The 11,662-nt window shown below is 63.2% G+C and carries 23 protein-coding genes; 21 read left to right on the top strand and 2 right to left on the bottom strand.

The window, feature by feature from the left end:
- Positions 1-37: 37 nt before the first annotated feature.
- Positions 38-1,243, bottom strand: coding sequence for a hypothetical protein (locus tag NW198_RS03790; protein WP_258340065.1), 1,206 nt, complete (start codon positions 1,241-1,243; stop codon positions 38-40).
- 9 nt (positions 1,244-1,252) lie between these two features.
- The gene (locus NW198_RS03785) at positions 1,253-1,906 is read right to left on the bottom strand and encodes a LexA family transcriptional regulator (protein WP_258340064.1); all 654 of its coding nucleotides are present in this window, start codon (positions 1,904-1,906) and stop codon (positions 1,253-1,255) included.
- 156 nt (positions 1,907-2,062) lie between these two features.
- Between NW198_RS03785 and NW198_RS03780 the strand changes: the two genes are divergently transcribed.
- From NW198_RS03780 to NW198_RS03680, 21 genes are all read left to right on the top strand, one after another.
- Positions 2,063-2,293, top strand: coding sequence for a hypothetical protein (locus NW198_RS03780; protein WP_258340063.1), 231 nt, complete (start codon positions 2,063-2,065; stop codon positions 2,291-2,293).
- Between the two features lie 261 nt (positions 2,294-2,554).
- Complete coding sequence (locus tag NW198_RS03775) at positions 2,555-2,809, top strand: hypothetical protein (RefSeq protein ID WP_258340062.1); 255 nt, start codon at positions 2,555-2,557, stop codon at positions 2,807-2,809.
- A 35-nt stretch (positions 2,810-2,844) separates the two neighbouring features.
- On the top strand, positions 2,845-3,207 hold the full coding sequence (locus NW198_RS03770) for a hypothetical protein (RefSeq protein ID WP_258340061.1): 363 nt from the start codon (positions 2,845-2,847) through the stop codon (positions 3,205-3,207).
- The gene (locus NW198_RS03765; protein ID WP_258340059.1) at positions 3,207-4,415 is read left to right on the top strand and encodes a DUF1351 domain-containing protein; all 1,209 of its coding nucleotides are present in this window, start codon (positions 3,207-3,209) and stop codon (positions 4,413-4,415) included. The genes NW198_RS03770 and NW198_RS03765 overlap by 1 nt, the downstream gene beginning before the upstream one ends.
- Positions 4,408-4,938 carry an ERF family protein gene (locus NW198_RS03760; RefSeq protein ID WP_072372826.1) on the top strand — a complete coding sequence of 177 codons (531 nt, stop codon included), beginning with the start codon at positions 4,408-4,410 and terminating at the stop codon, positions 4,936-4,938. The genes NW198_RS03765 and NW198_RS03760 overlap by 8 nt, the downstream gene beginning before the upstream one ends.
- Positions 4,938-5,297: a hypothetical protein gene (locus tag NW198_RS03755; RefSeq protein WP_072372823.1), complete on the top strand. Its 360-nt coding sequence runs from the start codon at positions 4,938-4,940 to the stop codon at positions 5,295-5,297. Before NW198_RS03760 ends, NW198_RS03755 begins: the two co-directional genes overlap by 1 nt.
- Positions 5,287-5,877 (top strand): single-stranded DNA-binding protein, encoded by a 591-nt coding sequence (locus NW198_RS03750; protein WP_072372820.1) that lies wholly within the window; start codon positions 5,287-5,289, stop codon positions 5,875-5,877. The genes NW198_RS03755 and NW198_RS03750 overlap by 11 nt, the downstream gene beginning before the upstream one ends.
- 25 nt (positions 5,878-5,902) lie before the next feature.
- Positions 5,903-6,490, top strand: a complete 588-nt coding sequence (locus NW198_RS03745; RefSeq protein ID WP_072372817.1) for a hypothetical protein — start codon at positions 5,903-5,905, stop codon at positions 6,488-6,490.
- On the top strand, positions 6,471-7,208 hold the full coding sequence (locus NW198_RS03740) for an ATP-binding protein (RefSeq protein WP_258340058.1): 738 nt from the start codon (positions 6,471-6,473) through the stop codon (positions 7,206-7,208). The genes NW198_RS03745 and NW198_RS03740 overlap by 20 nt, the downstream gene beginning before the upstream one ends.
- Positions 7,205-7,669 (top strand): hypothetical protein, encoded by a 465-nt coding sequence (locus NW198_RS03735; protein WP_072372810.1) that lies wholly within the window; start codon positions 7,205-7,207, stop codon positions 7,667-7,669. Before NW198_RS03740 ends, NW198_RS03735 begins: the two co-directional genes overlap by 4 nt.
- Before the next feature lie 4 nt (positions 7,670-7,673).
- Positions 7,674-8,129 carry a hypothetical protein gene (locus NW198_RS03730; protein WP_258340057.1) on the top strand — a complete coding sequence of 152 codons (456 nt, stop codon included), beginning with the start codon at positions 7,674-7,676 and terminating at the stop codon, positions 8,127-8,129.
- Positions 8,130-8,131: 2 nt separating this feature from the next.
- Positions 8,132-8,833 (top strand): hypothetical protein, encoded by a 702-nt coding sequence (locus NW198_RS03725; RefSeq protein ID WP_258340056.1) that lies wholly within the window; start codon positions 8,132-8,134, stop codon positions 8,831-8,833.
- Positions 8,834-9,058 (top strand): Lar family restriction alleviation protein, encoded by a 225-nt coding sequence (locus NW198_RS03720; protein ID WP_072372798.1) that lies wholly within the window; start codon positions 8,834-8,836, stop codon positions 9,056-9,058.
- Positions 9,045-9,377, top strand: coding sequence for a hypothetical protein (locus tag NW198_RS03715; RefSeq protein WP_258340055.1), 333 nt, complete (start codon positions 9,045-9,047; stop codon positions 9,375-9,377). The genes NW198_RS03720 and NW198_RS03715 overlap by 14 nt, the downstream gene beginning before the upstream one ends.
- Positions 9,374-9,571, top strand: a complete 198-nt coding sequence (locus NW198_RS03710; protein WP_258340054.1) for a hypothetical protein — start codon at positions 9,374-9,376, stop codon at positions 9,569-9,571. Before NW198_RS03715 ends, NW198_RS03710 begins: the two co-directional genes overlap by 4 nt.
- Positions 9,568-9,813, top strand: coding sequence for a hypothetical protein (locus tag NW198_RS03705; RefSeq protein ID WP_258340053.1), 246 nt, complete (start codon positions 9,568-9,570; stop codon positions 9,811-9,813). Before NW198_RS03710 ends, NW198_RS03705 begins: the two co-directional genes overlap by 4 nt.
- Positions 9,810-10,289 (top strand): hypothetical protein, encoded by a 480-nt coding sequence (locus tag NW198_RS03700; protein WP_258340052.1) that lies wholly within the window; start codon positions 9,810-9,812, stop codon positions 10,287-10,289. The genes NW198_RS03705 and NW198_RS03700 overlap by 4 nt, the downstream gene beginning before the upstream one ends.
- Entirely contained in the window at positions 10,289-10,573 is a 285-nt protein-coding gene (locus tag NW198_RS03695) for a hypothetical protein (protein WP_258340051.1), read from the top strand. The genes NW198_RS03700 and NW198_RS03695 overlap by 1 nt, the downstream gene beginning before the upstream one ends.
- Positions 10,573-10,815 (top strand): hypothetical protein, encoded by a 243-nt coding sequence (locus NW198_RS03690; protein ID WP_072372775.1) that lies wholly within the window; start codon positions 10,573-10,575, stop codon positions 10,813-10,815. Before NW198_RS03695 ends, NW198_RS03690 begins: the two co-directional genes overlap by 1 nt.
- Positions 10,815-11,480: an HNH endonuclease signature motif containing protein gene (locus NW198_RS03685; protein WP_083526935.1), complete on the top strand. Its 666-nt coding sequence runs from the start codon at positions 10,815-10,817 to the stop codon at positions 11,478-11,480. Before NW198_RS03690 ends, NW198_RS03685 begins: the two co-directional genes overlap by 1 nt.
- Positions 11,477-11,662 carry a Rho termination factor N-terminal domain-containing protein gene (locus NW198_RS03680; RefSeq protein ID WP_072372769.1) on the top strand — a complete coding sequence of 62 codons (186 nt, stop codon included), beginning with the start codon at positions 11,477-11,479 and terminating at the stop codon, positions 11,660-11,662. Before NW198_RS03685 ends, NW198_RS03680 begins: the two co-directional genes overlap by 4 nt.

Here is an 11,662-nt window from a genome sequence, read left to right as displayed (position 1 = left end):
CTCACCTGCCGCCAAGCTTTCGAGCGGGGCCTTCTTCTTATCTCATTCGCTTCAGCGCGGTTGCTATCGCCTCCATCGCGTCAACGCCCTCCGTCTGCGAGGAGAACAGGTCGCCCCGCATGTCGTCGGTCTCCATGCAGACCCACGTGACCACGTAGTCTGACGCCGCCTTCCTTATGGCCAAGATGAGCGTGATTCCCTTCCGCTCGAACTCGACGTCGGCCATGTTCATCGAGCCGTCCTTCAGGTACTTGATGTCGATTCTCACAGAGCCGGACAGTGGAGCGCCCTTCTTCGGTTTTGCTGTGAACGTCGCCACCGCAACGTTCTTCGGAGCCTTCCCGCTCTTCGTCGGGTTCGAGAAGTCGAGGTCGATTTTCGCGCTCAGAAGGTCCACTCCGATTTCTGGGAGGAAAGACCCTATCACCCATGCCGCGTCGTCAGAAACCTTTGAGACGGTGAACTGGCTGACGTCTATGCCGAGACCGGCGAGCTTGTCGCTGCGCTCGCTCTTGGTGACGCCGCCGACCCCGCCCGGTATGACGCTGTAGGTCACTATGAAGTTGCTGTCCTCCGGGAGCTTCCTCTCGACCATCGTGAGGAACAGTTGCTCGCCGTCTCCTCCCGCCGCCACGTGGTACCCGCTACCGCCGCTCCACATATAGACGTCGGCAGATCCCACCGTTCCGTCAGGAAGGTACTTGATGTGGGCCACCAGAGAATCGTCTCCCTGCTCGGGCCTTTGAAGCTCGCCACCGGCGTCAACGCAAGCCTGAATCCACGCCGCGTAGTCAACTGGCTCGTATCTCGGTGACGAGACGTCGAGGTTCACGGTGAGAGGGTACTTCGGCGTCTTGCCGGTCCTCGTCTTGCTGGCAATCTCGGCGGTCGCATATCTCACGTCATCGAACCACACGTCCAGCTTCGCGGGGATACACGGCTCGACCCTCCGCGCCTCCTCAACGACCGAGGACAGGGCGACGCAATCGACCATGACCCTGGCGAGCAGGCTTCCGGTGATCATTGGAATCTTCCGGTCACCCGCGATGTAGTACGGGCAGTCAGTCAGATTGATTCCGCAGATCTCGCCGAAGTCGGCGCGTCCACTGGCCTTCGGCATGGTATCCACCTTGTGCCATTCGACGGACGCTCCGCCCTTCTGCTCCTGTCGCTCGAAGCCCCCGGATTTCCCGCCGAGAACCTTTCCGAGAGCTCTTCCTATGTGCCACGAGATGGGCTTCACGGCAGCCTCCTAGATCTCGTAGTCGAACGGAACGACGTACCAAACGACCTCGCCGATGACCGTGACGGTCTCGGAGTTGGGGTCGGCGTAGTCGAAGACCATGGACTTGATTGTCGGGTCGGTGCTGTCCGGGTACAGCTCGATACCGTTGGCCAGGGTGCGCACGCGCTTAATAGTGGCATCGTAGCCGTTGACGCAGACAGCGTACGCTCTGCCGTCAACCGTCTCCTTCGTCGGGTTGATGAGGGCATAGCAGCCGTTTGGCAGCGCGCGGTTCATAGACTCGCCGACAACCTTCAAAAGGAAGGACTCCGGATACCTGTTCCTCAGCTCGCCTGGGACTACGAAGGTGTTCTCAACGGACATCATCTCGATTGGCGTTCCTGCGGCGATTGACCCGTAGAGGGGGACGCTGACCCAAGCCTCCCTCTTCGTTTCGCTCTTCAGCTTCAGACCGTGGTAGTCATCGAGCTTGACCGTCTCCCAGTCGATGTTCAGCTCGCGGTAGATCTTGTCGGTAAGCTCGGTCCTGGTATTTGCCATCCCACGGCTCAGAGCGCCATAGATGGATGTCGGTGCCTCGCCTATCTGCTTGGCGAAATTGGGAACCCCACCGTAGTTCTCTTTGATAAGGCGACGGATCGCCTCCTCCAACGATTCCATGATCACTCCTAAATCTAGTAACCGGTTAATGCGGATTTTACCCCGAATGGTAATTCTTGCCAATGTGGTGTTGACAGATTACCGCACACGGTATATCTTCAACCAAGTTACCGCAGACGGTAATTCTGCCGTCGCGAATACCGTAGGAGGTGAGCAATGAGTCTCAAGAACATGAAGGCGGAGATGACGAGGGAAGGAGTAACGCAGCAGGACGTCGCAGACCTGCTTGGCATGACGAGCAAGAACGTGAATCTGAAGCTCAACGAGAAGGTTCCCATGACCATCGATGAAGGGAAGTCCATCAGGGCAAAGTTCTTCCCTTTCGCGACCCTCGACTACCTGCTCGAAAGCGACAAGGAGGAGAACGGTGAGCTTCGGACTGCATGACAAGGACTGGGTTGACCCCGACCCTCCGCGAATCGTCAAATGCCGAGACTGCGACGACTGGACGGAATGCCCGTGCGGGTGCGGAAAGGGGTACTGCCTCGCCGATGGGGAGTTCACGGATGAGGACCACGAATGCGAGTTCTAACCCAGTTGTCTTCGAGGCGGGCACGCGGCTACTTCACCTCGGAAATACCGACGTGGAAATCATTGCCGCAGAGCCGATACGGCTCGGGGATCTGGGAATCGAAAGGATGGTGCTGGATGCACACGAACGAAAAGAGGGTCGCGCGGCCCGAAATGGTTGGTCGCCAGAAGACCGCGCAGACCCCGCAGTACAGGCACGCTGTGCCTGCTAGGCATTATAACGCGCGGCGGAAGCTGAGCACCGACTTCCAGGCGGGCCTGTTCCTGGGAATCACAATCTCGGCGTTCATCTTCCTCCTCGTGCTTTGGCTCTGGGTCATCCCGACCATGGACGGGGCCGTCGAGACGGCGATGCAGGCGGCGGGCATATGAAGGCCATAAGAAGCCCGTACGCGACGGAGCGCACCATGAGCGCGGCGCACATCGAGAGCGGCCGCGAGATGGCCACGAAGGTGCACCGCTGGATGGAGGCCAACGAGGCCGCCTTCCGCAAGATCTACGGCTTTGTCAAGGAGATGCAGCGCACCGGCGGCAGGGGCCGCGTGCGCGACCGCGTGGCGGCGTTCTGCGTTGACCAGAGCATCGAGGTCGGCGACGAGCCCTACACCTTCAACAACACGTGGTGGGCGGGAATCAGCCGCTATCTGGTGCTCCACGACCCATCGCTCATGGAAGACCCAATCAGATTCAGGGACTCGGACATCGACTGCTACGGCCTGCTGCCGGTGAGCTACCTGCCCGAGATCGAGCCGAACATCGAGGTGAGCTAATGGACTACAAGAGCATGACCGTCGCGCAGCTCACGGCCGAGGCCAAGGTGCGCGGGATCAACGTCTACAAGGGCATGAAGAAGGCCGACATCATCGCCCTCCTTGAGAAGGAGGAGCCGCTTGAGGTCGATGCGGAGGTCATCGAGGAGGACGAGCAAGACCTCTCCGTCCACACGCTTCCCGGCCAGATCAGCGCCAACTTCGACGCCCTTGAGGCGCACGTCGATTCCATCCTCAAGGACTACGAGGGCTGGCAGCCGTCGGCGGACAGCGCCGAGGACGTCAGGGCCTGCGCCGATGCGCGCAAGTACCTGAACGGCTTGGCCAAGCAGATTGACGAGCGCCGAAAGGCCGTGAAGAACGAGTACCTGCGCCCGCTCAACGCCTTCGAGGGCCGCAGCAACGCCATCCGCGACAAGATCAAGAGCGCCGTCGCGCGAATCCAGGCGGTCGAGAAGGAGGCCGACGAGGCCCGCAAGCGCGAGAAGGAGAACGCGCTGCGCGAGCACTACCAGGAGGTCGCTGGGCTTCTCGCGGACGTCGTTCCCTACGAGGCCATCGCGGACCCCAAGTGGCTGAACAAGTCTCCGCACGTGGAGAACTGCAAGAAGGAGCTTGAGGACCGCTGCCGCAAGGTCGCGAAGGACTGGGACGCGCTCAAGGCGCAGGATCTCGGCGACTTCGGCGAGCAGGCCGAGCTTCGCTTCTTCCAGTCGCTCGACCTCGGCGAGGCCATCGCGTGGGCGCACAAGCTGGCGGAGGACAAGAAGCGCCTCGACGCCATGAAGAGCGAGCTTTCGTCCTACCAGCAGGAGGACGAGCCGCAGCCCTGCGACTACCAGCCCGCAGAGGCCGTCAGCGCCCCGCAGCCCGTCGCCGCGCCCGTTCCCGTGCAGCCCACCCCCATCCCCGTGCCGCAACCTGCCCAGGTCACGGTCGAGCCGAGCATGGGCTGGCAGATTGCGAACGAGCTTGAGAGCTTCGAGCCCGCCCTGCAGTCGAAGGTGCTTGAGGCCGTGCGCCTCGCCAAGGCCACGCCCGCGAACGCTCCGGTGCCGTGCGTCATGGTCATCGACTCCGCCACCACCGAGCAGATGCAGGCGGTCGGCAAGCTCTGCGGCCTCGTCGGCGTGACCGGCGTCTTCAAGCGCGGCACCCTCGCCGAGGTCTGCCAGCGCACCTACGGAATGGGGGCAATCAATGGCTAACGCAATCCTCGAAAGCCTTCTTGAGATCCAGCAGACGCTGAAGGTCGAGAAGGGCCAGTACAACGCCTTCGGCAAGTACAAGTACCGCAGCAAGGAGGACATCCTTGAGGCCGCCAAGCCGCTCTGCTACCAGAAGGGCCTGCTGCTCACCTGCGACGATGACATCGTGAAGGTCGATGACGGCTGGGTCTACGTGAAGACCACCGCCAGCCTCACCGACGTCGAGACCGGAGACAAGGTGTCGGCAACCGGCTGGGCGCGCGAGCCGGAGGACAAGAAGGGCATGGACGAGAGCCAGATCACCGGAACCGCGTCGAGCTACGCGGGGAAGCGCGCCCTGGGCAACCTCTTCTCCATCGATGACACCAAGGACAGCGACGGCTACGACAACAGCGTCCCGCAGAGCGGCCCGTTCATCGCCGCCTGCACCGCCTGCGGCACCCAGTGGCAGTTCCAGAACCGCGAGCAGATGGAGCAGTGCTCCTGCTCCTGCGGCTGCCGCACGTTCAGGGTGGTCCAGTAATGGTCGGCACGCTCCAAGACCTCTACGCCAAGCGCGACGAGCTTGAGGCCCTTCTTGAGGAGGACTTGGAGGAGTGCCGGAAGAGCGGCTTCCAGTACGCCGAGCACGAGGCCGAGTACCGCAAGGCCCTGCGGGTCGAGATCATGGCCGAGCGACGCAAGGGGACGCCAGTGACGGTCACGAGCGACATCTGCCGTGGCATGGAGCACATCGCCGACCTGAAGCAGGCGCGCGACGCGGCGGAAGCCCTCTACAAGACCTCGCAGGAGGCAATCAACGTGCACAAGCTGCGCCTCCGCATGGTAGACGCAGAGATTCAGAGGATTTGGAACTCAGGAGGAACAGGATATGGCGAGTAACGTCAACACGGCTGTCATCAGCGGAAACCTCACCCGCAACGCCGAGCTTCGCATGACCCAGAGCGGCACGCCGGTTCTCAGCTTCGGCGTGGCCTGCAACCGCTCCGTCAAGAACCAGCAGACGGGCGAATGGGAGGACCGCCCCGATTACATCGACTGCGTGATGTTCGGCAATCGCGCCCAGGGCATCGCCCAGTACATGACCAAGGGAACCTTCGTCGTTGTCCACGGCCGCCTCGCCTACAGCTCGTGGCAGGACAAGGAGACGGGCAAGAACCGCTCCAAGATCGAGGTCGCGGCATCCGAGGTCAACTTCCACAGCAACCAGCAGCAGGGCTACCAGCAGCCCATGCAGCAGCCGCAGCAGGCTTACCAGCAGCCGACCTACCCGCAGCAGCCAGCCTACCCGCAGCAGGGCTACCAGCAGCCCGCTCAGGCGTACCAGCAGCCCGTTCAGCAGCCGCAGGCCATGCCCGCGCAGCCCGCGCCCGTGGTGCAGCAGCCCGCCCCTCAGATGCCCCAGCAGCCCATGCAGCAGCCGCCCGCTGCCGACATGTACGACGAGGACATCCCCTTCTAGGGCGGCCCAGATGGAAGGACTGCTCATGCAGGTGCTCGACTCACTCATCGAGGGGCCGCTCAGGCTCCGCAACCGGCGCGAGGGCGACGAGCTCATTGGGATGATCGTGCGCTACCTGGCGACCGGGGACGAGCCGGAGCCGCGCACCGACGCCCAGGAGGCTGTCATCACGTCCGTCATGCCGGTGCTCGCCAAGAGCAGGGCGCGAATCGTAGCTGGAAGCAACGGCGGAAGCAAAGCGCCAAGCAAACAGGCAAGCAAAACGGCAAGCAAAACAGGAAGCAACGGCGCAAGCGACGCGGCAAGCAAAGCGCCAAGCGAAGAGGAAGAGGAATTAGGAAGAGGAATCAGGAAGGAGGAAGCAGGGGAGAAGCGGGCGCGATTCCGCGCCCCCGCCCTCGAAGAGGTGGCCGCCTACGCCTCCGAGTACTGCGCGAAGCAGAGGCTCGACCTCTCCGGGTTCTCCGCCGAGCGATTCATCGACCACTACACGGCAAACGGCTGGCGCGTTGGCAGGACGCCGATGAAGGACTGGAAGGCCACAGTGCGCAACTGGTGCCGTAACGACTGCAAACCCATGGGAGGAGGTTCATATGCCCAGTACGACCGCTAAGACCTGCGAGTTCTGCGGGAAGGAGCTTGAGGCCCGCTACATCGACATGCCGTTCTCCAAGGACGGGGCCAAGCGCAAGATGTTCGTCGGATACGCCGAGTGCGACTGTGCCGAGGCGGTCAAGGCCCGCGAGAAGGAGGCGGCCGCCGAGGCCGAGCGCGAGCGCAAGGCCGAGCAGGATGCCTTCTACCGCAAGCTTGAGCAGGCGGGCGTGCCCAGGCGCTACCACAAGGCTTCGCACCCCATGGCCAAGGATCTCGCGGCCAAGGTCGAGGGCGGCCAGTCGCTCTACGTGTGGGGAGACAACGGCACGCTCAAGACCACGCTCGCCAGCGCCATCGCTCGCCGCCTCGTCTACCACGGCAAGCGCGTCCGCATGGTCAACGCCGTTGACCTGCTCATCGAGGTCCAGAGCACCTACGGCACGCCCCTCGCCGAGAGCGACGTGCTGGCCAAGTACTCCAAGGTGCCGTTCCTCATCCTCGATGACCTCGGCAAGGAGCAGCAGACGGCGTGGACGGTCTCCCGGCTCTACTCGATCGTCAACGCCCGCGACGGCGCGATGCTGCCCACGGTCATCACGAGCAACTTTCGCGTCAGCGAGCTGGCGGCGCGCATGGCGGCGTGCGACGAATCGACCGCCAAGGCCATCGGGTCGCGCCTCGCCGGGATTTGCGAGACGGTGGCCACCGACGGCGGGGATAGGAGGCTGCAATGAGCTTCGTCCCCGACAGCGGCCAGCTCTGCGGCCTCTCGCTGCAGGTTGCCGAGCTTTACGGCAAGCCTCACCTTCACGCGCACTACGCAGGGAAGGGCGTCAGGACGCACCGCATGGACGATGGCGCGACGTGCGCCGTGTGCCGCCGGATGGCCACGAACGTCCACCACGTGCCGCCGGTCTCAAAGGGCCTGTTCACGCTGCGCACTCCGCAGGGCGAGTGGGAGCTGAGGCCCGCGCTCTTCGCCCTGTGCGGCAGCGGCACGACGGGATGCCACAACCTCTTCCACGGCGGCGCGAGGTACCAGCCCGAGTGGGTCTGGTTCCTCGACTACCAGGAGGCGTGGTGGAGCGGCGACCTGCTCAAGACGTACGAGCCGCACGACCCCGGACTCTTCGCCTACGGCAGGTGGGTCATCCACGACCGCAACACCGGAACGACCTTCGAGCCTTGGAGGTAGCCGGATGGGCAAGGTGCTTCATGGCCAGATGGTGCTCGACCTGTTTCCGGAGGAGCGTGAGGTCGAGAAGAGCCCGCTCGAAGGCTGCATCGCATGGCTCACCGAAGAGCGCGGATGCGACGAGGGGCGCGTCAGGCCATTGGTCGAGCAGTGCTACGCGACGTTCGGCAGGGCCGAGGCGTTCGACCGAGCCAGGGAGCTTGAGCACTTCTACGGAAGGCACGCGGCACCGAGGCTTTCTGCCTGCCCTCCGGCCCTCATGGGGATGTTCGACCCGAGCATCGACTACCACACGCTGTGGGACAGGTGCTGGGCCGCCAGGTGGATTCCCCTGCGCGAGGCAATGGAGGTCAAGTTCTGGCACTACAACTACCGGCACGACCCGTACACGGGGGCACCGGCTTGGGTTTGGTACATCGACAACAGCGGGCGCGAGGTAAAGCGCCCGTACGAGGAGTAGCAATGGAGATCACTAAGAACGAGGTCAACGAGTTCCAGCGCGGAATCCGCGAGCGCACCGTCCCCGAGGGCATGAGCTGGCCCATGTTCGAGGACGGCAAGGCCGTCGCCCTGGGAGACGCAACCGAGGACTGCAGGTGCGTAACGCGCATCTGCTTCACCAAGAAGGGCTTCTACTTCAACTCTTCGCACCGCAAGGGCCTGCGCCGCTACCGCTACGGCGAGGCGGTGAGGCGTCCGTGGGCGCTCGATGCGGACGGCACAAAGACCAAGGTCGGCGACACGGTTTGGAACCTCGGAGACGGTGGAAAGGGCGTTGTCACCGAGGTCAAGGGCGACAGCATAGTCGTAGGCCGCAACGGTGGGAGCATCTATGGGCCCGCGTCGAGGTTCGTCCACGAGAAGCCCGTCTATACGCGGGACGGATTCCGCATCGTTGAGGGGTGCGAGGTCTTCTATCCCGACTACTACGACTTGAGGGTCACGGTCGTGCGGATTGACCACGACACCGATGCAGTTCTCTGCAAGAGCAAATGCGACACACGACTCCTTCCCGCCAAGCGTCTCGTTGCGAAGCTTCCCGATAGCTGGGAGCGGCTGTGGTTCGACATGGGCGTCGCCGACGGCGATGACCGCATGAACGGCATCGAAAAGGACGAGTTCATCCGCCGCGCCATTGCCATTGCCAAGAAGGCGGCGGTCTAGATGCACTACGACCTCAAGGGATGCCCGATCTGCAAGGGCGAGGCACGCATGGTGGTGAACATCCAGAGCTATTCGCGAGACGGAATCATCGCCTACGTGACGTGCCGTAAGTGCGGGCTCGCGACCAAATGCTTCTCGCAGAACACGCGAGACCGCGACACCAAGTTCATCGAGCAGGCTGCGGAAGCCTGGAACGAGAGGGGAGGCTCTGATGATCGTGCGTGAGTGGTGGTTCATGGGCATGCGCTGCGCGCTGCGCCACGGCGCGTTCGGGTGTCCGTGCGGCTACGTGATGCTGCCGGAAGAGCACCCGTGGCACTTCCTGAAGGAATCAGAGCTTGACGAGCTAATCAACGTCCACGGAGGCGTGACGTTCCTGGGGAAGCTTCACGAGCTTTCAGACGATTCGCGGTGGGTCGGATTCGACATGGCCCACGCGGGCGACATGGTTGGCATGGTTCCCATCCGCACCGACGAGGAGTGCATCGAGGAGACCGAGAGACTGGCCGAGCAGGTTGCTCTGGCCGGAAGGGAGACGAAATGAGCGAGCTGCAGAGGACGAGCGAGAAGGACGTCGCAAGGGTCGTTCGCATCCGCATCGAGGAGACCCGAAAGATGCTTGACGAGGCGATGAGGGACATGAGCGTCCCCGAGCCCGACTTCGTGGCGGCAAGCGCACATCTCGGTGCCGCGCGCGACGTGATGCCCTACATCGACAGGAACGGAGACGTGCTGTGAACGAGCAGGTCAGCTACCGAGACCTCGCGCTCACCGCGCTTGGGTGCATGAAGAAGTTCGTCGCATTCTTCTCGACGTTCAAGCCGGGACCGCAGAACAACCTCAAGGCCACCATGCTCATCGCCGAGTTCGTCAATAGGGCCGACTACATGGAGCGCGCAATCAAGGTGCTCGATGACCGCGAGGCGCGGGAGTTCATCAACCAGGTCGAGCGCGACCTCAACGGAAAGGACGAGAAGTGAACGTCATAAAGGCAGGAATCACCACGGCGCTCAACGCCCTGGCCGACAAGATCGTCACGTGCGGATGGGGTATCTACGACCTCCTGAAGGACCGCTACGGCATGACGCCGACCGAGGCAGCGAGCTTCATCAACGAGGCTGCCCCCGAGCTGTGGGACGCGATGAGCGGCATCGGGGACTGGGAGAACGACGATGACGCCAAGCCTGCGGAGACCGTCTGGCAGGCGCTCTTCGGGACGCCCGAGCGCGCCGCCGAGACGCTTGCTGAGCGTGAGCGGGCGTGCACAGGCACCCATGTCGGCGTTGCGTGCTTCGGCTACGAGAACTGCAACGTCTGCCCTCTCAGCAACGGTCTCTGCACGGAGCACAGCGACGAGGTTGACATGACGAGCAGCGAGGCCGTTCTCGCGCTGCTCATGAGCGACTACCGCAAGACGCACGTGACCGAGTGCCGCGTCTACGGGGGTGATGAGTGATGGCGCTCCTGACGGACAAGATCAAGAAGCTCATCGACCACTACGACGAGCTTGCCGCCAAGTGGGCCTACGAGTACCAGGACATCGGCAAGCCCTCTTCGCAGAGGTCGTGGGAGCGGAACGAGGCCATCGCCGACGCGCTGCGCGTCGCGCTCGGTGCCCAAGAGGACAGGCGGCAGCTCACCGACCTGAAGATCGCGGTCATGGAGCTGGACGCCGACGGCCCGGACATTGCCGAGAGGGTCAAGAGCCTGCAGAGGCGCGTCAGCGAGGGGAATCTGTGATGGGGAAGGGAGTCTGCAGCGACCTGAACACTCACCTGCTCGCCCAGCTCGAAAGGCTCAGCGACAAGAACCTCAAGGGCGACGAGCTGAGGGACGAGATCGACCGCGCGAAGGCCGTGGCCAACGTCTCCGCGCAGGTCATCGCGAACGCTAACGTCGCGCTCAAGGCTTTCAAGATGAAGGACGAGGCCATGGACGCCAACGCCCGCCTACCGAGGATGTTCAGCGGGGGCGATGCCTGATGGTCGCGCTTCCTACAACCACGGTCATCGAGTGGCGGAAGCGACCCGATATGTTTGAGTTCATGCGCTCCTTCATCCCCGGCCACACCGAGCCGGAGATCCGCGCCGAGTTCCTTGCAAGGTTCGGAATCGAGCTGACAGAGGGACAGATAGCCAACTTCAAGACACGGTTCGGCATCAAGTCAGGCACCCACGGCGGACGCTTCCAGAAGGGACGCAAGTCCGAGACCAAGGGCCGCCCGCAGAGCGAGTGGATGAGCGCGGAGGCCATCGAACGCACGAGGGCGACGCGCTTCAAGAAGGGCAACATCCCGCACAACACGCGGGAGGTCGGCGAGGAGCGCGTGACCGTGGACGGCTACGTCGAGGTCCACGTCGCGCAGTGCCGACGCGAGAAGCATAACGACCAGTGGGTTCTCAAGCAGAGGCTCGTCTGGGAGCAGCACCACGGCATGCCCGTGCCCGAGGGGTGCAAGGTCATCTTCTGCGACGGCAACAGGCGCAACTTCGACCCAGAGAACCTGCTGCTTGTCACGGACGAGGAGCTTATGCGGATGAACTGGGAGGGAGCCGGGTGGTCAGACAGGGAGACGGCGGAAGCTGCCAGGGAACTCGCCAGGGTGCGCTCCGCCATCTCGAAGGCTGAGAGGAGGGCGAAGCAGTGAGCGAGGACAGATGGGACGCCATGCGCGCAGACCTGCAAAAGCTGACCGTCAAGCAGCTCCGCCAGATAGCGAAAGACGAGGGAATCTGCCTCGGCTACGCGGCAAGCCGCAAGGACACGACCATCGACCAGATTGTCGGCAACCGGCGGTACCGCGCGCTCTACGCGTCGGACGAGGCGTGA

This window comes from Thermophilibacter sp. ET337 (genome assembly GCF_024733715.1).
GTDB lineage: Bacteria > Actinomycetota > Coriobacteriia > Coriobacteriales > Atopobiaceae > Thermophilibacter.
Note: the sequence above shows the minus strand (reverse complement) of the source record. Positions and strands in the feature narration are given on the sequence as shown.

Bases quoted from the DNA above. Each gene is read 5' to 3' on its own strand.
- NW198_RS03785 (WP_258340064.1), bottom strand. From the start codon at position 1,906: ATGGAATCGTTGGAGGAGGCGATCCGTCGCCTTATCAAAGAGAACTAC.
- NW198_RS03780 (WP_258340063.1), top strand. From the start codon at position 2,063: ATGAGTCTCAAGAACATGAAGGCGGAGATGACGAGGGAAGGAGTAACG.
- NW198_RS03775 (WP_258340062.1), top strand. From the start codon at position 2,555: ATGCACACGAACGAAAAGAGGGTCGCGCGGCCCGAAATGGTTGGTCGC.
- NW198_RS03770 (WP_258340061.1), top strand. From the start codon at position 2,845: ATGAGCGCGGCGCACATCGAGAGCGGCCGCGAGATGGCCACGAAGGTG.
- NW198_RS03765 (WP_258340059.1), top strand. From the start codon at position 3,207: ATGGACTACAAGAGCATGACCGTCGCGCAGCTCACGGCCGAGGCCAAG.
- NW198_RS03760 (WP_072372826.1), top strand. From the start codon at position 4,408: ATGGCTAACGCAATCCTCGAAAGCCTTCTTGAGATCCAGCAGACGCTG.
- NW198_RS03755 (WP_072372823.1), top strand. From the start codon at position 4,938: ATGGTCGGCACGCTCCAAGACCTCTACGCCAAGCGCGACGAGCTTGAG.
- NW198_RS03750 (WP_072372820.1), top strand. From the start codon at position 5,287: ATGGCGAGTAACGTCAACACGGCTGTCATCAGCGGAAACCTCACCCGC.
- NW198_RS03745 (WP_072372817.1), top strand. From the start codon at position 5,903: ATGCAGGTGCTCGACTCACTCATCGAGGGGCCGCTCAGGCTCCGCAAC.
- NW198_RS03740 (WP_258340058.1), top strand. From the start codon at position 6,471: ATGCCCAGTACGACCGCTAAGACCTGCGAGTTCTGCGGGAAGGAGCTT.
- NW198_RS03735 (WP_072372810.1), top strand. From the start codon at position 7,205: ATGAGCTTCGTCCCCGACAGCGGCCAGCTCTGCGGCCTCTCGCTGCAG.
- NW198_RS03730 (WP_258340057.1), top strand. From the start codon at position 7,674: ATGGGCAAGGTGCTTCATGGCCAGATGGTGCTCGACCTGTTTCCGGAG.
- NW198_RS03725 (WP_258340056.1), top strand. From the start codon at position 8,132: ATGGAGATCACTAAGAACGAGGTCAACGAGTTCCAGCGCGGAATCCGC.
- NW198_RS03720 (WP_072372798.1), top strand. From the start codon at position 8,834: ATGCACTACGACCTCAAGGGATGCCCGATCTGCAAGGGCGAGGCACGC.
- NW198_RS03715 (WP_258340055.1), top strand. From the start codon at position 9,045: ATGATCGTGCGTGAGTGGTGGTTCATGGGCATGCGCTGCGCGCTGCGC.
- NW198_RS03710 (WP_258340054.1), top strand. From the start codon at position 9,374: ATGAGCGAGCTGCAGAGGACGAGCGAGAAGGACGTCGCAAGGGTCGTT.
- NW198_RS03695 (WP_258340051.1), top strand. From the start codon at position 10,289: ATGGCGCTCCTGACGGACAAGATCAAGAAGCTCATCGACCACTACGAC.
- NW198_RS03690 (WP_072372775.1), top strand. From the start codon at position 10,573: ATGGGGAAGGGAGTCTGCAGCGACCTGAACACTCACCTGCTCGCCCAG.
- NW198_RS03685 (WP_083526935.1), top strand. From the start codon at position 10,815: ATGGTCGCGCTTCCTACAACCACGGTCATCGAGTGGCGGAAGCGACCC.